Origin of the sequence: Sphingomonas sp. Leaf242 (genome assembly GCF_001422045.1) — a bacterium.
Taxonomy (GTDB): domain Bacteria; phylum Pseudomonadota; class Alphaproteobacteria; order Sphingomonadales; family Sphingomonadaceae; genus Sphingomonas.
On sequence record NZ_LMLW01000011.1, the window covers coordinates 175,977 to 196,640 of the forward strand.

General features: G+C 66.2%; 16 protein-coding genes. 2 read left to right on the forward strand and 14 right to left on the reverse strand.

Going from position 1 to position 20,664, the window contains the following annotated elements; translation table 11 throughout:
- Positions 1 to 143: 143 nt before the first annotated feature.
- Together ASF09_RS16725 and ASF09_RS16730 are read left to right on the forward strand one after the other, a co-directional pair.
- Positions 144 to 1,928 (forward strand): sensor histidine kinase, encoded by a 1,785-nt coding sequence (locus ASF09_RS16725; protein ID WP_200912581.1) that lies wholly within the window; start codon positions 144 to 146, stop codon positions 1,926 to 1,928.
- Positions 1,925 to 3,262 (forward strand): sigma-54-dependent transcriptional regulator, encoded by a 1,338-nt coding sequence (locus tag ASF09_RS16730; protein WP_060527235.1) that lies wholly within the window; start codon positions 1,925 to 1,927, stop codon positions 3,260 to 3,262. Before ASF09_RS16725 ends, ASF09_RS16730 begins: the two co-directional genes overlap by 4 nt.
- 91 nt (positions 3,263 to 3,353) lie before the next feature.
- Here ASF09_RS16730 and ASF09_RS16735 read toward each other — a convergent pair whose 3' ends face one another.
- From ASF09_RS16735 to tkt, 14 genes are all read right to left on the reverse strand, one after another.
- On the reverse strand, positions 3,354 to 4,412 hold the full coding sequence (locus tag ASF09_RS16735) for an AbrB family transcriptional regulator (protein WP_060527236.1): 1,059 nt from the start codon (positions 4,410 to 4,412) through the stop codon (positions 3,354 to 3,356).
- Positions 4,409 to 5,071 carry a spermidine synthase gene (locus tag ASF09_RS16740; RefSeq protein WP_060527237.1) on the reverse strand — a complete coding sequence of 221 codons (663 nt, stop codon included), beginning with the start codon at positions 5,069 to 5,071 and terminating at the stop codon, positions 4,409 to 4,411. The genes ASF09_RS16735 and ASF09_RS16740 overlap by 4 nt, the downstream gene beginning before the upstream one ends.
- On the reverse strand, positions 5,068 to 6,360 hold the full coding sequence (locus ASF09_RS16745) for an Hsp70 family protein (RefSeq protein ID WP_060527346.1): 1,293 nt from the start codon (positions 6,358 to 6,360) through the stop codon (positions 5,068 to 5,070). The genes ASF09_RS16740 and ASF09_RS16745 overlap by 4 nt, the downstream gene beginning before the upstream one ends.
- Before the next feature lie 290 nt (positions 6,361 to 6,650).
- Entirely contained in the window at positions 6,651 to 9,905 is a 3,255-nt protein-coding gene (locus ASF09_RS16750; protein WP_060527238.1) for a PAS domain-containing protein, read from the reverse strand.
- 54 nt (positions 9,906 to 9,959) lie between these two features.
- On the reverse strand, positions 9,960 to 10,430 hold the full coding sequence (locus ASF09_RS16755; protein ID WP_060527239.1) for a YaiI/YqxD family protein: 471 nt from the start codon (positions 10,428 to 10,430) through the stop codon (positions 9,960 to 9,962).
- A 165-nt stretch (positions 10,431 to 10,595) separates the two neighbouring features.
- Positions 10,596 to 12,365: a DEAD/DEAH box helicase gene (locus ASF09_RS16760; RefSeq protein WP_060527240.1), complete on the reverse strand. Its 1,770-nt coding sequence runs from the start codon at positions 12,363 to 12,365 to the stop codon at positions 10,596 to 10,598.
- 56 nt (positions 12,366 to 12,421) lie between these two features.
- Positions 12,422 to 13,594, reverse strand: a complete 1,173-nt coding sequence (locus ASF09_RS16765; protein WP_268795641.1) for an NAD(P)/FAD-dependent oxidoreductase — start codon at positions 13,592 to 13,594, stop codon at positions 12,422 to 12,424.
- 500 nt (positions 13,595 to 14,094) lie between these two features.
- Entirely contained in the window at positions 14,095 to 14,277 is a 183-nt protein-coding gene (locus ASF09_RS16770; RefSeq protein WP_055881387.1) for a hypothetical protein, read from the reverse strand.
- Positions 14,277 to 14,744, reverse strand: coding sequence for a GreA/GreB family elongation factor (locus ASF09_RS16775; protein WP_060527241.1), 468 nt, complete (start codon positions 14,742 to 14,744; stop codon positions 14,277 to 14,279). Before ASF09_RS16775 ends, ASF09_RS16770 begins: the two co-directional genes overlap by 1 nt.
- A gap of 4 nt (positions 14,745 to 14,748) precedes the next feature.
- Positions 14,749 to 15,492: an HAD-IIB family hydrolase gene (locus tag ASF09_RS16780; RefSeq protein ID WP_060527242.1), complete on the reverse strand. Its 744-nt coding sequence runs from the start codon at positions 15,490 to 15,492 to the stop codon at positions 14,749 to 14,751.
- Positions 15,489 to 16,301: a Cof-type HAD-IIB family hydrolase gene (locus ASF09_RS16785; RefSeq protein WP_200912582.1), complete on the reverse strand. Its 813-nt coding sequence runs from the start codon at positions 16,299 to 16,301 to the stop codon at positions 15,489 to 15,491. The genes ASF09_RS16780 and ASF09_RS16785 overlap by 4 nt, the downstream gene beginning before the upstream one ends.
- Before the next feature lie 8 nt (positions 16,302 to 16,309).
- Positions 16,310 to 17,302: a phosphogluconate dehydrogenase (NAD(+)-dependent, decarboxylating) gene (gnd, locus tag ASF09_RS16790; protein ID WP_268795645.1), complete on the reverse strand. Its 993-nt coding sequence runs from the start codon at positions 17,300 to 17,302 to the stop codon at positions 16,310 to 16,312.
- Between the two features lie 120 nt (positions 17,303 to 17,422).
- Positions 17,423 to 18,547 carry a transaldolase gene (gene tal / locus ASF09_RS16795; RefSeq protein WP_060527245.1) on the reverse strand — a complete coding sequence of 375 codons (1,125 nt, stop codon included), beginning with the start codon at positions 18,545 to 18,547 and terminating at the stop codon, positions 17,423 to 17,425.
- Positions 18,547 to 20,637 carry a transketolase gene (gene tkt, locus ASF09_RS16800; protein ID WP_060527246.1) on the reverse strand — a complete coding sequence of 697 codons (2,091 nt, stop codon included), beginning with the start codon at positions 20,635 to 20,637 and terminating at the stop codon, positions 18,547 to 18,549. Before tkt ends, tal begins: the two co-directional genes overlap by 1 nt.
- Between the last annotated feature and the right edge of the window lie 27 nt (positions 20,638 to 20,664).

Sequence of the window (20,664 nt, forward strand, 5' to 3'; positions counted from 1 at the left end):
AACCGAGGACTACAAGACCAGTCCCTTCAGCGCTTAGAACGTTGGTTTTTAGCCATTTATAAGCATACCCATTGTTCGGACGTGTGGAAATCGCCGCGTTTCACCAATGGCGCGGCCAGTGCGTGTGTGATAATCCGCACAAAATGACGCGACTCCGATCTCCCCTTTTCGTCACGGCGTTGACGGTGCTGATGGCGTTCGCGGCGCTTGGTGTGATCGTCGCGGGAGTCGCCTCGATCTACGGCCAGCGCGCCGCCGAAGACGCGCGCGCGGGCGTGCGGATGCGCGCGGTCCAGCAGACGCGGAGCAACCTTCGCCTGCTCGAAGCCGAGTTGCAGACCTATCGCCTGTTGCCGATCATGCTCGGCGAATACCCCGACGTCCGCGCGGCACTCGCGTCGGGCAAGGTCGACCCGGCGCTCAACACCAAGCTCGCGCTGCTGGCCGAGCGCACCGGCGCCCCCGTGATCTACGCACTCGATACGCAGGGCATGACGATCGCCGCTTCGAACGCCGGCCGCCCGGACAGCTTCCTCGGCCACGACTACCGCTTCCGCGACTATTTCACCAAGGCGATGGCGTCAGGCGCAACCGAGTTCTTCGCGCTCGGCAGCGTCAGCGGGCGGCCTGGCCTGTACCTATCGCGACGGATCGACCGCGCCGGTCGACCGCTCGGCGTGGTCGTGGTCAAGGTCGAGTTCGAGAAGATCGCGCGCGCGTGGGTCCAGGACCGGATGGCGACCTTCGTCACCGATCCCGACGGCGTCATCCTGATCTCCAGCGATCCGAAGCTCGAATTTCGAACCACCCGCCCGCTCTCGCCTTCGCGTCGCGCCGAGCTGGTCGAGACGCGTCAGTTCGGGACGTCGCCCCTGGCCCCCGCCCCACTGACGCTTGCCGACGGGGTTTCACGGCTACCCGACAGATCGCCGGCGATCACGGTATCGCTGCCGGTACCGATCTCGGGCTGGCGGCTGGTGCATATGGAGCCGCTCGACGCCGCCCTGCGCACAGCCGCGGCACGCACGCGCTGGGCAACCGCGATCGCCGCGATGCTGACGATCGCCGCGATACTCGGCGCATGGTGGCTCTACGAGCGGCGCAAGCGCAACGTCGGCGCGCGCGCGGAACTGGAAGCGGAGGTCGCCCGCCGCACCGCCGAGCTCCGCGCCACCGCCGACCGCCTCCAGATCGAGGTCGAGCAGCGCGAGGCCTCCGATCAGCGGTTCCGTCAGGCACGCGAAGAGCTGGCGCACGCCAACCGCGTCGGCTCGATCGGCACGATCACCGCCAGCGTCGCGCACGAGATCAACCAGCCCGTCGCCGCGATCCGCACCTTCGCCGACAACGCCGCCGCCTTCCTCGACCGCGGCGAACCGGCACGCGCGGCGACCAACCTCCAGTCGATCGTCGACCTCACCAGCCGGATCGGCACGATCACCGCCGGGCTTAGGCGCTATGCCCGGCGCGGCGCAGGATCGATCGGCCCCGTCGCGCTGGACGAGGCCATCGACGGCGTCCGCCTGCTGATCGGCGACCGCTTCCGCGCGAAGGGCGTGACGCTCGACCTGCCGAACGGTCCCGAGGCGCGACTGACCGTGATCGCCGGCCGCGTCCGCCTAGAGCAGGTGCTGGTCAACCTCCTCCAGAACGCGCTCGACGCGGTCGCCGACCGCCGCGATGCCCGCGTAAGCGTCACGGTCGGTCGGAAAGGCCGCGATGTCGTGCTGACCGTCGCCGACAACGGTCCCGGCATCGAAGCCGATATTGCCGACCACCTCTTCACCCCGTTCGCGACGAGCAAGAAGGACGGCCTCGGCCTCGGCCTCGGCATCGCGCGCGACATCATGACCGAGTTCGGCGGCACGCTCGACCTCGTCCCCGCTCCAGAAGGCGCCATCTTTCGTATGATCCTGGTGAAGGCATGAGCGAGCAGGCCGTTCTGCTCGTCGACGACGACGACGTGTTGCGCGGTGCGCTCGAGCAATCGTTCGAACTCGCCGGGATCGCCGTGATCGCCGAGCGCGATCCGACCGTCGCTCTTGCCCGCGTGACCGCCGGGTTCGACGGCGCGGTGGTGTCCGACATCCGCATGCCGAAGATGGACGGGCTCGAACTCTTCCGCCGGATCGCCGCGATCGACCACGAGATCCCGGTGCTGCTGATGACCGGCCACGGCGATGTCGCGATGGCGGTCGCCGCGCTCAAGAACGGCGCGTTCGACTTCATCCCGAAACCCTTCGCGACGGACCATTTGATTGCGGGTGCCAGGCGTGCGCTCGAAATGCGCCGCCTCGTGCTCGACAACCGCCGTCTCCGCGCCGCCGCGGAGGAAACGATCGGTGCCGAACCCCTGATCGGCGAGACCCCGGTGATGGTCCGCCTCCGCGAGACGATGCGCCAGATCGCGCAGGCCGACATCGACGTGCTGGTCGAAGGCGAGACCGGCACCGGCAAGGAACTCGTCGCGGTCCTGCTCCACCGCTGGAGCAACCGCCGCTCGCGCCCGTTCGTCGCGGTCAACTGCGCCGCGCTACCCGAGGCGGTCGCGGAGATCGAGCTGTTCGGCCACGACGGCGACTCCCGCCTGCCCCGCACCGGCCGGATCGAGGCCTCGAACCGCGGCACGCTGTTCCTCGACGAGATCGAGAGCACGCTGCCGGCGTTTCAGGCAAAACTGCTCCGTGTGCTGGAAGAGCGCGAGGTAATGCCGGTCGGTGGCGACCTGCCACGGGCGCTCGACCTGCGCGTGATCGCCGCCGCCAAACCCGGCCTCGAACAGGCGGTAGAAGAAGGCCGCTTCCGCGCCGACCTCCTGTTCCGCCTCGATGCGGTCCGCCTGCGCATCCCGCCGCTCAGAGAACGCCGCGACGACATTCCGCTGCTGTTCGGCCATTTGCTCCACCAGGCAGCAGAACGGTTCGGCCGCGAGGTCCCGACGATCGACACCGCGACGCTCGCGTATCTCGGCCAGCACGACTGGCCCGGCAACGTCCGCGAACTCGACAACCTCGCCAAGCGTCTCGTGCTCCGAGTCGAGGCGGAAGAGGCGGTCGACGAAGACAGCGACATCCCCCTCCCCGCCCGCGTCGACAAGTTCGAGGAAGCGACGATCCGCGCCGTGCTGCAACAGGTGAGTGGCGACGTGCGGTCTGCGCTGGCAGCGCTCGGCATCCCGCGAAAGACATTCTACGACAAGCTCAAGCGCCACGACATCGACGTCGAGGCCTACCGCCCGACCAAATCTCCCCCGTCATCCTGACGAAAGTCAGGACCCAGAGCCACGACCGCTGTCCCCTGTAACCCTGGGTCCTGACTTTCGTCAGGATGACGGCGGTATGTGAGGCCCGCCGCTAAGTCGGAATAACCGGCGGCGGCACACCGCCCTGCCGCGTCGCCACGAACTTCGCGAGCGGTGGCCCGATCAGCAACACGCCCAGAAACCGCAGCACCTGAAGCGCCATCACGAACGGCACATCTACCGGGCTAGACGCAGCGATGATCGCGACCGAATCCATCCCGCCCGGACTAGTCGCCAGATACGCGGTAACCGGATCGATCCCCCACCACCGCGTCAACGCCGCCGCGATCCCGCCACAGAACGCGATCAGCAGCGCCACCGACAACAGGATCCGCGGCATCGCCTTCCCCGCCACCCGCAGCGTATCGCGCGTGAACGACAACCCGATCCGCCACCCGACCACTGCATAGCTGATCGCGAGCAGCCACTGCGGCAACACTGGCTGCGCGACACCAGTGACATTGAGCGCCGCCCCCGCCACGAGCGACCCGAGCAGCGCACCGGCGGGAAGCTTCAGCACGACGCCAACACTCGCACCGACACCGGCAATCGCGATCGTCCGCAGCACGGCGACCGGATCAACCGACGCAAACCACGTGCCCGCAACATGATGCCCGCTCCCGCCGCCGACCATCACCGCCGCCAGCACCGACGCGACCACCGCCACGCTCACCACCCGCGTGTAGGTCATCACCGCGACCAGCCGCGAGTCCGCGCCGTAGGCCTGCGCCATCAACACCATCGCGCTCGCCGCACCCGGCGTCGATCCCCACACCGCGACGGTCCCCGGCAACACCTGCCACCGGCTCAGCAGATAGCCGAGCACACTGCTAGCGGCGAGGGTGACGAAATTGACCATCAGGAAAACCGGCCAGTGATCCGCCACCGTCGCGACGATCCCCGTGGTGATCGACCCCGCGATCAGCGTCCCGACCGCGGCCTGAGCGCCGCGAAACGCAGACGTCGGCACGCTCAGCGACCACCCCCGCACCGCCAGCACGACCGCGGCTACCATCGGCCCCAGCAGCAACCCCGCAGGCAGCCCAACAACCTCCAGCACCCCGGCAATCACCGCCGACAGCGCGATCAAGACGGCCCAGCGCCAGATCATGCCCTGGTGGCGAACCAGATCGTGTGCCGCGCGCCGCCCTTCCGCGTCGCCCGCGCAATCATTTCGTCGACCGCGAAACCCGCTTCGGCAAGCCGGGTAGCGAACGGCTTGCTCGGCGCGGACGACCACACGGCAAGCACACCGCCCGGCCGCAAAGCCGCTCGCGCCAGAGACAATCCGCGCGCTCCGTAAAGTCGATCGTTACCCGGCCGCGAAATCCCGTCCGGACCGTTATCGACATCAAGCAGGATCGCGTCCCAATCACCCTCCGCGATCGCCGCGGCGACATCGCCCTCGAAAATGCGCGTCCGCGGATCGGTCAGGCTGTCCCCGTGCAGCGCCGCCATAGGCCCGCGCGCCCATTCGATCACCGCCGGCACGATCTCCGCCACAACTACCTCCGCGTCAGGCCCAAGCCGAGCCAGCGCCGCGCGAAGGGTAAACCCCATCCCGAGCCCACCAATCAGCATCCGCACGCCCGGCCGCACACCGATCCGGTCGCACGCCTGCTCCGCCAGCGCCTCTTCCGACCCGCTAAGCCGACTGTTCATCAACTCGTTCGCACCGAGCATGATCGAGAACTCGGCACCACGCTGGAGCAAGCGAAGCTCACCCCCGCCCGGCACCTGCGCCGTCCCGAGAAGCACGCGAGGGATCATGTCGACCAAGCCGCGATATCGTCCTGCTCGCCGATCAGCGCGAGACCGTGTGCGATCGACGTCAGTTCACCACCGCTCATGATCGCCGCCTCGCCGAACCGCTCGACGAAGATTTGCCGGATGCGCGGGATCAGCGATGATCCGCCGGTCAGAAACACCCGGTCGATCTCGCCGCCACCGACATTGGCGACCTCCAAGGCCCGATCGACCGCGGCCTCGATCCGCACCACGTCGTCGGCGATCCAGCCTTCGAACTGCGCCCGCGTCACGTCCGCTTCGATCTCCAGCCCCGCGCCCGCAAAGTGGAAATGCGCATCCTCGCCGCTCGACAGCGCCCGCTTGAGTGACCCGACCGCATCGTACAGAGGATAGCCGAGTTCGTTCTCGATCACCGCGATCATCCGCCCGATCGCGTCCGGATCGACCGCCGTCTTCTGCAACCGCTCCAGCTCGGTCATCGTCTTGCGGTTGCGCATCAGCGCAAGGCGCGACCAGTCCGCGAAATCGGCGAAATACGCGCGCGGAATTTCCAGTTCCTTGCCGAACGACTTGTACGCGCCGCCCTTGCCGAGCATCGGCAGCACCAGCCGGTCGAGGATCCGGTAATCGAACCGGTCGCCCGCGATCCCCACGCCTGCATGACCTAATGGCGTACACCGCCGCGCCGCGCCCGGCTCGGCAACGCGCACGACCGAAAAGTCGCTCGTACCGCCACCGAAATCCGCCACGAGGATCGTCGCCGGCTCGGTCAGCCGGGTCGCGTAGCTGTACGCCGCACCGAGCGGTTCGTAGACGTAGTGGATCTCCGCCCCGAAGCCCTTGAACATCGCGTCGTACCGCGTCCGCGCCAGCGCCTCGTCGGGCCGCGCGCCGGCATATTCGACCGGCCGCCCCACCACGATCCGGTGCGGCCGCGTGTCGAGCTTGCCGCCTGCATGGGAAATGAGCTTTTCGAGGAACAGCTGGCCCATTTCCTCGAAGCGATAGCGCTTGTCGAACACCGAAGCCTGCTCGAACGTCTTCATCGCCGCGACCGACTTGAACGACTGGATGAACCGGCTGTCGAGCGGATACTCCATATATTCGGCGATCGCCCACGGCCCCGCATCCGACGCAAGCCCCTTGCCGCTGTCGTCCTGCCAGAAGCACAACGCCGAGCGGAACACCGGGCTGGTCTCGGCAGGGGCGGCGAAGGTCACCAGCTCCGGTGTGCCCCCCTCCGTCCCAAGCGCCACGACGCTGTTGGTCGTGCCGAAGTCCAGCCCCAGGGCGGGGCCGCCAGCGTCCATCTGCATCGCGTCATCCTTCAATGAACGCGCGCCTATGCCGATCGGGAGGGCGGGATGGCAACCGGTAAAGTCGGTTTCGGGCCACTTCTACCCGCCCAAAGCCAATCTCCAATGCGCCCAAATAGCCTCGCCGCTGTTCCCAAAGCGCCTCCCCGGCGGAGGCCGGGGTCCAGGTGGAAAGGTGGCAATGACGACGGGCTGGCCTCCGTTAGCATCGCCTCCCAACTGGACCCCGGCCTTCGCCGGGGAGGTATGGTCGTACGCCGACACATCGGATCAACCCGTTCCGACTACCGCCCGATCATCGCCCGTATCCGGTTGGCCAGCACATCCAGCGCAAACGGCTTGGTGATCATGTCCATCCCCTCGCCGAGGAAATCGCCGCGCACCGCCGCCTTCTCCGCATAGCCCGTCACGAACAGCACCTTGAGCCCCGGGCGATGCACGCGTGCGATCTCGGCGACCTGCCGTCCGTTGATTCCCGGTAGGCCGACATCGCTGACGAGCAGGTCGATCCGCTGCTCGCTTTCCAGGAACGGCACCGCCGCCCGCCCGTCCGCGGCCTCGAGCACGCCGTAGCCCAGTCCCTGCAACACATCGACGATGAGCATCCGCACCGCCGGATCGTCCTCGACCAGCAGCACCTGCTCGCCGTCGGCACGCGGCAGCTCGGCATCGGCGATCTCGACCGGCGCCTCCACCGTGCCGCGGAACCGCGGCAGGTACAGCTTGACGGTCGTGCCCTGCCCTTCCTCCGAATAGATCCGCACATGCCCGCCGGATTGCCGCGCGAAACCGTAGATCATCGACAGGCCGAGCCCGGTGCCCTGCCCGATCGGCTTGGTCGTGAAGAACGGATCGAACGCCTTGGCGATCACCGATGCGCTCATGCCCGTGCCGGTGTCCGACACGCCGATCACGACGAAATCGCCCGGCTCGAGGTCTTCGATCGCCTCGGTATAATGTGCGTCGAGATGCGCGTTCTCGGTCTCGATCGTCAGCAACCCGCCCTCGGGCATCGCGTCGCGCGCGTTGATCGCCAGGTTGAGCAGCGCGCTTTCGAGCTGGTTCGCGTCGGTATGCGCCGGCCAGATTCCCGGCGTGCGCCGCACCTCCAACCCGGCATTCTCGCCGAGCGTCCGCCGCAGCAGATCCTCCATCCCGTCGACCAGCTCGCCGACACCGACCGCCTTCACATCGAGCGACTGGCGCCGCGAGAACGCGAGCAGGCGCTGCGTCAGGCCGGCGGCACGGTTCGCCGACACCGTCGCCGCCTCGATATACCGATCGACGCGCTCATGCCGGACCTCGGGAAGATTGCGGCGGACCATGTCGAGCCCGCCGATGATCCCGGTCAGCATGTTGTTGAAGTCGTGCGCGATCCCGCCGGTGAGCTGGCCGACCGCCTCCATCTTCTGCGCCTGGCGGAGCGCATCCTCGACGCGCGCGAGCCGGGCTTCGTTCTCCTTCTCCTCGGTGATGTCGCGGCCGACCGCGTTGATCATCCCGTCGCCGGGCTGCGCGGCCCAACTGATCCAGCGGTAACTCCCGTCCTTGCAGCGATAGCGATTGTCGATCCGCGTGATGATCTGGCCGCGCGCGATCCCCGCCGCGCCCTCGCTGGTATGGTCCACGTCCTCGGGATGGAGCAGCGCGAACAGCGGCCGCCCGATGATTTCCTCCATGTCCCAGCCGAGCATCTCGGTCCAGGCCGGGTTCACCGCGACGATCGTACCGTCATATTCCGCGCGCAGCATGATATCCGTCGACAGGTCCCACAGCCGGTCGCGGTCCGCCTTCGACGCCACTACTGCCTCTTCGAGCCCCTCGTTGACCGCGCGCAGCTGTCGCTCGACGGCCTTGCGCGCGGACTGGTCGAGCAGCGCGCCGATCATCCGCAGCGGCTGGCCGGCTTCGTCGCGGATCAGATAGCCGCGGTCGAGCACATCGGCATAGTGGCCGTCGGCGCGCAGAAACCGGTATTCCTCGGTCCATTCGGTGCCGCCACCGTCGATCACCGCATGGATACTGCTATCGATCCGCCCCCGATCCTCGGGATGGATGTGGTCGATCCACCAGTCGCCGGTCGGGTCGACGGTCGCAAGATCATGGCCATAGGCGGTGGTCAGTGCCTCGTTCCACAACACGTAATTGCGGCGCAGATCCCAGTCCCAGATCGCGTCGTTGGTCGCGCGCGCAGCGAGACGCAGCCGTTCGCTCGTCTCGCGAAGCGCCGCCTGCGCCTGCCGATCGCGCGAGACGTCCTGCACGGTGCCGATCAACCGGATCGGCGTGTCGTCGTCGAAGAATGCGGCACCGTGCGCGGAGACATGACGCTCCAAACCGTCCTCCTGCCCGATCGTGCGGTATTCGGCCTCGAATGTGCGCGTGCCCTGCGGATCGAGCGACGCGAGGACCGCGGCGTTGGCCGCGACCCGGTCGTCGGGATGGAGATTGGCGAGAAAGGACGACGCATAATCGACCGGCTTGCCCGGCGAGATCCCGAACAGCGCACGGCAGCGGTCGTCCCAGGTCAGCGTGCCCGCAATCGGCCGATAGTCGAACCGGCCAAGCTGCGCGACCCGGGTCGCCAGCTCGAGTTCGTTCTGGCTTTCGGCGAGCGCGATATCCTTGCGACGACGCTCGCTGATATCATTGAACAGCACCGCGACCCGGTTGGTCCCGGACTCATCGACGCGGTAGGCGTGGACGTCGTACCAACGTCCGTCGAACGCTTCGACATGATCCTCGAACCTGGCGGGTTCGCCGGTGGTCGCGACCCGCGCATAGATCGCGTACCAGCGTTCCTCGAGATCGGGCACGAGATCGCGCATCCACTTGCCGACGACGTCGCTGAGTCCGGTCTCGCGCTCGAACGCCGCGTTGGTCTCGATGAACCGGTAGTCGACCGCGCGATCGCCCTCGAACGCGAGTTCGATCAAACAGAACCCGGCGTCGAGCGAATTGAACAGCGAACGGAAGCGTTCTTCGCTCGCCTTCAGCGCAACATCGGCGCGACTCCGCTCGACCGCATCAGCCGTCCGCAGCGCGACATCCTCGACCAGCGCGATATCGGCCGGCGTCCAGATCCGCGGGGCGGGTTCATGGACGTACAGGATCGCGGTCAGTTCGTCGTGCCGCACGAGCGGAAACACGATCAGCGCGCACGCCCCAATGCTCGTCCACGCCGCGCCGTAATCGGGATCGCTCGATCGCGGATCGGTATGACAGTCGTCGACGATCACCGTCTTGCCCGCACGCAGATCGTCGAGCAGCCCCGTACCGAACGCACTCAGCAGACGCGTCTCGCCCGCCAGGCTGTGCAGCGCACCACTCGTCCAGTCGCCCGCGATATGCATCGCCGTGCCGTCGGGCACAACTTCGCCATAGCCGCACCGCGCCACGCCCAGATGCGACCCGAGCGTCGCCGCCGCCGCCGCCATGATCAGGTCGGGGCCGTCGAGCCCGCGCAGCAGATCGACCAGGGCCAGCTGAAACGCCTGCCGTGCCAGCAATTCGTCACGGTCGAGAAGATGCGATTGCATGCTGGGATACCTGCCCAAACCGCTGCGATAAGTCGAGCGATAGAAGCGGTATGGCTAGCGCCGCTTCAGCCGTACGAGCGCGGCATCGAGCGCGGACAAGAACGCCGAGCGATCGGTCTTGGAGAACGGCGCCGGCCCGCCGATGATGTCACCGCCCGCGCGCAGGTCGGCCATGATCGCGCGGGTGGCGATGGCGCCACCGATCGAGCTGGTGGTGAAGGGCTTGCCGGTATTCGCCAGCACGGTTGCGCCGGCCTTCACGCAGCGATCGGCGAGCAGGATGTCGGCGGTGATCACGACCGACTTCGCATCGGCCTGTTCGGCGATCCAGTCGTCCGCCGCGTCGAATCCTTCGCTGACCACGACGCGCGAGATCAGCGGGTGGACGGGGATGCGGAAATGGCTGTTCGCGACGATCGTCACGGGGACGTCGTGGCGCCACGCGACCTTGTAAATCTCGTCTTTGACGGGGCATGCGTCGGCATCGACGAGGATGCGGATCGCGCTGGAAGATACGTTCGTCATCGTACACATCCCGAACCGCCCCACCCACTCCGTCATCCTGACGAAAGTCAGGATCCAGGATCAAGCAGGGCGGCGTTCGTTACTCTGGATCCTGACTTTCGTCAGGATGACGGAGTTCTTGAAGGCAACGCGCCCTTCCCTAGTGGGAAGGACGCGTCGAGGCCGTTAGCTACGCTCGCGGTTACCACGGTACGGGGGCTTCCGCGCAGGAGCCGGCCCGCCACGCGGGGCCGCACGGTGCAGCGTCGAGCGTGGACCGCTCGCATTGCTGCGACCACCGCCACCGCTATCATGCCGAGCGCCGCTCTCGGGTGCACCCTGCATCGCCTCGATGGCAACGCCGCTCTCTTCCTCACCAGCCTGCGCCGTACGCTGGATCGCCGCCGAGAACCGCGACGCAACCGCCCGCGGAATCTCGAACGCCGTTTCGTTCGGGCCGATGCGGATCGCACCGATCTCGGACTTGGTGATGTGCCCGCGACGGCAGATCAGCGGCAGGATCCAGCGCGGATCGGCGTTCTGGCGACGACCGATGTCCATGCGGAACCAGACGGTATCCTCGAAGCCCGCACGCGGCCCCTGCGAACGCTCGTCCTGAGTCGGCTGCTTGCTCTGGTCGATCAGGTCCTCGGCCTGCGGCATCGTCGCGCGGTGCATGTGCACCAGCGCCGCAGCGATATCCTCCGGCGTCTTCTCGGCCATCAGGCGGACGGCGAGTGCGCGATCCTCCTCCTCGACCTCGACCGGCTGCAACAGCATGCCGATCAGCCGCTCGTGATCGTTCTTGCGGATGTCCTCGGCGGTCGGGGCGTTGACCCACTCCGCGTTGATCTTCGCACCACGGAGCATCATCTCGACGCGACGGCGACGCGGGAACGGCACGATAAGGACGGCAGTGCCCTTCTTGCCCGCACGACCGGTACGGCCTGAGCGATGCTGGAGCGTCTCGGCATCGCGCGGCAGCTCGACATGCACGACGAGGCTCAGCGTCGGCAGATCGATGCCCCGCGCCGCAACGTCGGTCGCGACGCAGACACGCGCGCGACGATCACGCAGAGCCTGAAGCGCCGCGTTACGCTCGTTCTGCGAATGCTCGCCCGACAGCGCGACGGCGGCAAAGCCACGCTCGACCAGGCTCGCGTGCAGATGACGCACATTGTCACGAGTCGCGCAGAACAGCATCGCCGTCTCCGCCTCGTGGAAGCGCAGCAGGTTGATCACCGCATGCTCGATCTCGGACGGCGAGACCGTGACGGCCTGGTACGAGATATCGCCATGACCACGATCCTCGCCGACGGTCGAAATCCGCAGCGCATCCTTCTGATAGCGCTTGGCGAGCGCGACGATCGGCCGCGGCATCGTCGCCGAGAACAGCAGCGTGCGACGCGATTCCGGCGACGCATCGAGGATCTGCTCGAGATCTTCGCGGAAACCCATGTCGAGCATCTCGTCGGCCTCGTCGAGCACCGCGACCTTGAGGGCCGACAGGTCGAGCGCGCCACGCTCGAGATGATCGCGCAGACGGCCCGGCGTGCCGACGACGATATGCGCACCGTGGGCGAGCGAGCGACGCTCCTTCGAGGCGTCCATCCCGCCGACGCAGGTCGAGATGCGCGCACCGGCCTTGGCATAGAGCCACATCAGCTCGCGGCTGACCTGGAGCGCTAACTCGCGAGTCGGCGCGATGCAGAGCACGAGCGGCTTGTGCGGCGCGGGCAGGCGCTGGACACCGTCCTCGCCCGCTTCACCAAGCAGTTCGCCGGCCATCGCCAAGCCGAACGCGACGGTCTTGCCCGAGCCGGTCTGCGCCGACACGACGAGATCGCGACCGATCGCATTGTCCTCGATCACGTGAGCCTGGACGGGGGTGAGCGCGGTATAGCCGCGCGCTTCGAGCGCCTCGGAAAGAAGCGACGGAATATTTGTAAAAGGCATGTACGTCCTAATTGGTGGCCGGCTTACGCAACGGCAAGGCACTGGCGTGGTGGTCCCTACAGGACTTGACCCGCGGCCCACCCGCTCGCCCATGCCCATTGGAAGTTGTAGCCGCCGAGCCACCCTGTGACATCGACCGCTTCGCCGACTGCATACAGCATTGGTACGCGTTTGGCTTGCATTGTTTGCGATGACAGTTCCGCGGTGCTGATTCCACCCGCGGTGACCTCGGCCTTGGCATAGCCTTCGGAGCCATTCGGCGTGAATTGCCAATGACTTAGCGCGCGTTCGGCGTCCTGGAGTTTCCGGTCGGTGAGCGCGGAAATCTCGCTCGTCATCCCCAATCGCTCGCTCAAAGTCTCCGCGAGTCGGTCCGGAAGCGTGCTGCCGAGCAGTTTCCGCAGAGTCGTGCGCGGCGTGGTACGCTTGGCGGCGGGCAGCCAGCCGGACTCGCGATCGGGGAGGAAATCGATCCCGACGGGCTGGCCGTTGCGCCAATAGGACGAGACTTGCAGGATCGCGGGGCCGGACAGGCCGCGATGCGTGAACAGAGCAGCCTCACGAAACGCGGTCTTCCCCGCGGTGGCGACGACCTCGGCAGCGACTCCGGACAGTTCGCGGAACAGCGTCTCGTCCCCGCCGAGCGTCAATGGGACGAGTGCGGGGCGAGGTTCAACCACCTTCAACCCGAACTGCCGCGCGAGATCATAGGCGAACCCGGTCGCACCCATCTTCGGGATCGATGGGCCACCGGTTGCGATGACGAGTGCAGGCGCGGTGACGGTGCGGCCGTCTAGCGACACGCGGTAGCGGCCGTCTGCATGGTCGACTCCGGTGACCGCGCGACCGAGCGACAGATCGACGCGACCCTTGTCGCATTCGTCGAGCAGCATCTCGACGATCTGCTTCGCCGAACCGTCGCAGAAGAGTTGTCCGAGTGTCTTCTCGTGCCACGCGATGCCGTAGGATTCGACGAGCGCGAGGAAGTCCTGTGCGGTGTAGCGGCCGAGCGCCGACTTGGCGAAATGCGGGTTGGCGGAGATGTAGCGGTCGGCGGCGGTGTGGACGTTGGTGAAATTGCACCGTCCTCCGCCGGAGATGAGGATCTTCTTTCCGGCTTGGTCGGCGTGATCGACAAGGAGAATCTTCCGCCCACGTTGGCCTGCGACGGCGGCGCACATGAGGCCGGCGGCGCCTGCCCCGAGGATGATCGCGTCGTATTCGGACAAGTGTAGCTCCGTGCGGCGTGGTTGGGAGAGCCGCTAGTCAAGAATGTTTCCCCGCGAAGGCGGGGACCCAGACTGGACTCCCGCCTTCGCGGGAGAACAAGTGGTGGCCGCTGTAGCGTGTTCGTGGTGTGCCACAAAGGTGGCGATCTGCTGTCGGTGTTATCGTGCCGATCCGCCAGATAACACACCCCGGCGAAGGCCGGGGCCCAATTGGGGGACGGCAATGACGCAGGTTGCGCGCAGTTACTCCGACCTTTCCACTTGGACCCCGGCCTTCGCCGGGGTGGTGGCATTTCGGAAGGGTGTCATATGGAAGGGCGATAGCCTCCGACGATCTGGTAGAGCACGATAACGCCAGCCCCTTCTGCTCGCTCTGCCCTTCTGCTCCCTCTCCCCTCCGGGGAGAGGGTCAGGGTGAGGGGCAGCCAAGCAGTGCGCCACCAAGAACAGCCCCTCACCCAACCCTCTCCCCGGATGGGAGAGGGCTAAGGATCCACAAGCTACCGCAGCTTCGCAATATTCAACGAGTCTTCCTTCGCCCGAACCTTCACCGACTCCTCGCTCCGAGTCAGCGCCTTCGCGATCGCCTTCAACGCCATGCCCTTCTTCGCAAGCGTGTGCAGCTTCTGGATCTCGTCCTGCGTCCACGCCTGACGATGCCGCTCGAATTTCGCTTCAGCCATCAGCCGTCATCCTTGTCGATCGCCAGAACCTCGATCGCGTCCGGCTTGTCCGCAAACGCGACCGTCTCGCCGACCGCCGCACCCATCAGCGCGCGCGCCAACGGTGCCGAGAACGCCAGCCGGTCCTCGCCGGGCTCGGCCTCGTCACCACCGACGATCGCGATAACCCGCTCCGCGCCGTTCATCCGAACCCGAACGCGCGAACCGATCCCGACCTCATCCTCTTCCGGCAAAGGCGCAAGTTCGGCGGTCGTCTGACGCGTGTGCCAATAGCGCAGGTCGCGCAGCAGCAGCTTGCGCGCCTCCTCGTCGGTCTCCGCCGCAACCGCAGCCTCGATCTCGGTCACCCGCTCGCCAAGCAACCGCAACCCCCGCGTCGTGACCAGATTAGGCCCCGGCGCGATCGGCTGTTCGAACTTCGGTTCGAGATGCTCCTCGTCACTCTCGCGACGAAACGCGACGCTCATGCCCTTACTTCAGGCACGCGACGATCCCGGCGATCGCCGCCAGCGTGCCGTCGACATTCTTCACCTTCACGACGTCCAGCCCAAGCTGCTCCGCCGGATAATCATTCCCGCCCGGGAAGATCGCGTCGCCGATGAACATCATCTTGTCGAGCGCGATGCCGCTCGCCTCGTTGAGCTTCTTCAGCCCATACGCCTTGTCGACACCCTCACGCGTGATGTCGATCGAGGTCGCGCCGCCCATGTTGATCGACAGCCCCGGCAGGCGCTTTTGCAAATCCGCCTGGATCACCTTGCGCTTGGCGAAGTCCGGATCCCAGCTGTGCTTGGCGTCGATCGGCGCTTCCTGGCCGAGTGCCGAGAACGTGATCTGACTGCCCCGATCCTCGATCCGCTCGCCCCAGGTCTTCTCCGGCACGAAACCGGTCGCTTCCAGAGACTCGTCGAACGCCTTCAGGATCTTCTGCTTCTCGTCGTCCTCGAACAGCTCGGCATACACCGCGCGCCATTCGCCATCGAACCGGTATAGCTTGGTCCCCGTCGTCGGCATCAGCCACAGCTTGGTGCGATCCGCGCGCTCGGGCAGCCGCGACGCGACCTGCTTTTCGAACTGCGGCCAGTCGCCGCCCGAGATCACGGCGACATGCGCGACGTCGAGCAGGTTCGCCAACGCCTCGCCCATCGGCTCCTGTAGGGGCTGCTTGCTCTCGGCCAGCGTTCCATCGAGGTCGAAGGCAACCAACTCTTTCATGCGGAAACTCCAGTCAGGATAAATGTGTCGATCGCGTGCGCGACGCCGTCGGCATCGTTCGCGCTGGTAATCTCGTGCGCGACGTCGCGGACGTTCTGTGGCGCGTTACCCATCGCGATCGCCAGCTTGGCGCGCTTGAGCATCGCGATGTCGTTGGCCTGATCGCCGATCGCCGCGGTCTCGGTCAACGAGATACCGAACGCGTCCGCCAGTTCCTCGATCCCGCTGCCCTTGTTGCCGGCCACCGGCGTGATGTCGAGATAATAGGTCTGAGACTGGACGATCGTCGCCTGAGTATCGAACTTGGCGGCGACCTTTGCGTGCAGGTCGCGCAACAGGTCCTCGTCGTCGCTGACGAACGTGACCTTGTCGGCCTTGGCGAGCAGAGCGGTGAAGTCGGAGACGATCACCGGGTCCTGCGCGGAAGCCTTCTTCTCGCTCCCGACATGCCCGCCTTGGTCGGTGCTGGCGTACCAGACATCGTCCGCGAAGAACCACGTATCGACCGGCGCGTTACCGATGATCTCCATCGCGCCGCGCACGACGTCGACGTCGATCATGTGATGCTCGATCACGGTGCCGTCGCGCTTGAACACGATCCCGCCATTGAACGCGCCCATCGGCTCGTCGATGCCGAGCAATTCCGCGATCGGCATCATCCCCGACCGCGGGCGTGCGCTGATGATCGTGAAGCCGAGACCCGCCGCCTTCAGGCGCTTGACCGCATCGACGGTCGCGGGCGTAACCTTCTTCTCCTTGTCGACGAGCGTGCCGTCGACATCGGAGACCAGCAGTTTGATACCGCTCATGCCACCGCTCACTGGGGCATCTCGACATGACCGCCGAAGCCATAGCGCATCGCCGACAACAGCTTGTCGCCGAACGTGTGGTCCACGCGGCTGCGATAGCGCGCATACAGCGCCGCGCTCAGCACGTTGGCGGGCACCTTCTCTTCCATCGCCGCGTCGATCGTCCACTGGCCCTCGCCCGAGTCCGCGACGCTACCGCTGAAGCCTTCGAGCGTACCGTCCTTCGCCAGCGCGATCGCCGACAGGTCGAGCAGCCACGACGAGATCACGCTGCCGCGGCGCCAGACTTCGGCGACGTCGGTCAGGTTGATGTCGAAGCGCTCCTCCTCGACGACATGCTCGCCCGACTTGCCCTTGAGGATGTCGAAGCCCTCGGCGTAGGCCTGCATCAGGCCGTATTCGATGCCGTTATGGACCATCTTGACGAAGTGCCCCGCGCCCGAGGGGCCTGCGTGGATATAGCCCTTCTCCGCGCGCGGATCGGCCTGACCCTCGATGCGGCCCGGCGTGCGGACGATCGTCCCCATGCCCGGCGCCAGCGTCTCGAAGATCGGATCGAGCAGGTCGACCGTTTCCTTGTCGCCGCCGATCATCATGCAATAGCCGCGCTCGAGACCCCACACGCCGCCCGACGTGCCGACGTCGACATAGTGGATGCCCTTCTCGGCCAGTTCCTTCGCGCGGCGGACGTCGTCCTTGTAGAAGCTGTTGCCGCCGTCGATGATGATGTCGCCCGAATTCGACTTCGCGGCGATCGCCTGGACGGTGCTCTCGGTCGGCTCGCCTGCGGGGACCATGACCCACCAGATCGCCGGCGTGTCGAGCTTGGCGTGCATGTCGTCGAGCGAATCCGCCCCGATCGCGCCGTCGGCAGCGAGCTTCTTGACGGCTTCGGCATCGCGGTCGAACGCGACGACTTCGTGGCCGTTCTTCATCAACCGGCGCGCGATATTGCCGCCCATCCGGCCGAGGCCGATCAGTCCGATCTTCATGGTAAAAATCCTTGTCTTCTCCCTCTCCCCTCCGGGGAGAGGGTCGGGGTGAGGGGCAGTTCCAGGCGGAGGCGCATGTGGCAGCCCCTCACCCCAGCCCTCTCCCCGAAGGGGAGAGGGAGCAGTTCGTTACGCCGTCGCGGGCTGCTTCTTGGCGATCGAGCCGAGCAGGTCGTCGAACGCCTTCACGAACGACGCGACGCCCTCCTCGACCAGCTTGCCAGTCACGCCATTCAAGTCGAGACCCAGACGCTCGGCTTCGGCGAGCGTGTGCTTCGCGCCCTCGACGTCCTGCGTGATCGTCTCCGCCGCGGTGCCATGGTCGCGGAATGCGTCCATGGTCTTCGGCGGCATCGTGTTGACCGTGTCCTTGCCGATCAGCGTGTCGATGTAGAGCGTATCCGGGTAGCTCGGATCCTTCACGCCGGTGGACGCCCACAGCAGCCGCTGCGGCTGCGCACCCTTGGCGGCGAGCGCCTGCCAGCGATCCGACTTCAGGAAGTCGAGATACCATTGATACGCCATCTTCGCGTTGGCGATCGCGACCTTGCCGCGGACCGCCTTCAGCGCCTCGGCCTCGGCATCGCCCTTTTCCAGACGCGCATCGATCTCCTTGTCGATCGACGAATCGATCCGGCTGACGAAGAAGCTCGCGACGCTGGCGATCCTGTCGATCGGCTGCCCCTGCTTGACGCGCTCCTCAAGCCCTGCGGCATACGCCTCGGCAACGCGAATATACGCGTCGAGCGCGAACAGCAGCGTGACGTTGACGTTGATGCCGCTCGCGATCGTCGACGAGATCGCCGGACCGCCCGCGAGCGTCCCCGGAATCTTGATCATCAGGTTCGGCCGGTCGACCATCCCCCACAGCTTCTTCGCCTCGGCGATCGTCGCGTCGGTATCGTCCGAAATGTACGGCGACACCTCCAGACTGACATAGCCGTCCTTCGCGTCGAGCTTGTCGTAGACCGGCTTCAACGTCTCCGCCGCCGCCTTGATGTCCTGGATCGCGAGATGCTCGTAGCGGTCGATCGTCGCCGCGCCGGCATGCTGCTTGTCGTACTCGGCTAGCGTCGAGTCGTACGCATCCCCGTGACCCATCGCCTTTTCGAAGATCGACGGGTTCGACGTGACGCCGGTCAGGCCATCCTCGTCGACCAGCTTCTGGAGGCCACCGGCCTCCAGGAACTTCCGATCGACGAAATCGAGCCATACCGCCTGGCCGAAGCCTTCGAGATCGTTGAGCGCACCCATCACTTGGTCTCCATCACTTGGCGGGCGACCTTGACGACATTGTCGACGGTGAACCCGAACTTGTCCTGCAGCTTGGCGAGCGGTGCCGAAGCCCCGAAGGTCGACATCGTCACGGTCGCGCCGTCGAGCCCGACATAGCGGTCCCAACCGATCGACCCGGCCATCTCGACCGCAACGCGCGCCCGCACTTCGCGCGGCAGCACGCTTTCCTTGTATGCGGCGTCCTGCAGTTCGTAGCGATACCAGCTCGGCATCGACACGACCCGGCTCTTCACGCCGTCCGCGGTCAGCTTCTCGTGCGCCTCGACGACCAAGGACACTTCGCTGCCGGTCGCGATCAGGATCACGTCGGGCGTGCCGTCGCTATCCGCGAGGACATAGCCGCCCTTCTCGAGCCCATCGGCGCTTGCGTACTTGGTCCGGTCGAGCGTCGGCAGGGCCTGGCGCGACATGATCAGCGCGGCAGGCGTGCTGGCGTCCTTCAGAACCGCCTTCCATGCGGCGACGACTTCGTTCGCGTCGCTCGGACGGATCGTGTCGAGACCGGGGATCGCACGCAGCGTGGCGAGATGCTCGATCGGCTGGTGCGTCGGACCATCTTCGCCGACACCGATCGAGTCGTGCGTGAACACCCAGATCGCGCCGACCTCCATGATCGCCGACAAGCGCACCGGCGCGCGCATGTAGTCGGCGAACACGAGGAACGTGGAGCCGTACGAACGCAGGTGCGACAGCGCCATCCCGTTGACGATCGCGCCCATGCCATGTTCGCGGATGCCGAAGTGGAAGTTCCGGCCGGCGTAATTCTCCGCCTCGAACGAGGGCTGGCCCTTGATGTCGGTCTTGGTCGACGGCGCGAGATCGGCCGAACCACCGATCAGCCACGGCACCTTCGCCGCGATCGCGTTGAGCACCTTGCCGCCCGAGTCACGGCTGGCGACGCCCTTGGCATCCGCCTCGAAGGTCGGGATGTCGGCATCCCAGCCTTCGGGCAGCTCGTCCTTGAGCAGAAGATCGAGTTCCGCGGAAAGCTCAGGATAGGCGCCGCGATACTTGTCGGTCAGCGCGACCCACTCGTCACGCAGCTTGGCGCCACGCTCGGCGATCGCGCCGTTGAAATGCTCGATCACGCCGTCGGGCACGTAGAACGACTTGTCCTCGGGCCAGCCATACGCCTGCTTGGTGAGGCGGATATTCTCTTCGCCCAGCGGCTCGCCGTGCGCCTTTTCGCTGCCCGCCTTGGGGCTGCCGTAGCCGATCACCGAATGCACGACGATGAAGGTCGGCTTGTCGTTGGTCGCCTTGAACGTCTCGATCGCGCGGCTCAGCGCAGCGGTGTCGTTCGCGTCGTCGATATGGATGACGTTCCAGCCATAGGCGTCGAAGCGCAGGCCGACATCCTCGTCGAACGCGAGATCGGTCGCGCCCTCGATCGAGATGTGGTTGCTGTCGTAGATCCAGCACAGATTGCTGAGCTTGAGGTGGCCGGCGAGGCTCGCCGCCTCGGCCGAGACGCCCTCCATCATGTCACCGTCGCCACAGATCGTGTAGACGTCATGGTCAAACAGCGTGAAGCCGTCCTTGTTGTAACGCGCGGCGAGCCAGCGCTCGGCGATCGCCATGCCGACCGAATTGCCGCAACCCTGGCCGAGCGGACCCGTCGTGGTCTCGACGCCGGTGGTGTGGCGATATTCGGGGTGGCCGGGCGTCTTCGACGACAGCTGGCGGAACTGCTCGATATCCGCGAGGCTGACGGCCTCCTTGCCGGTCTTGTTACCGTCAGCGTCGATCTCTTCGATCTTGGCGAGGTGGATCAGCGAATAGAGCAGCATCGACGCATGGCCTACCGACAGCACGAAGCGGTCGCGGTTGGGCCAGTCGGCGTGCTTGGGATCATAGCGCAGGAACTTCGACCAGAGCGTGTAGCCGACCGGCGCGAGCGCCATCGGCGTGCCGGGATGGCCCGAATTGGCCTTCTGCACCGCGTCCATCGACAGCGTGCGGATGGTATCGATCGCCAGACGCTCGGGGGAGCCGTCCTCGTGCAGCATAGGGTCCGCCTTGGTGGGGGCGGTTGCGGTATCGGTCATGGAAGAAGCCTCGCTCTAGACGGTGAC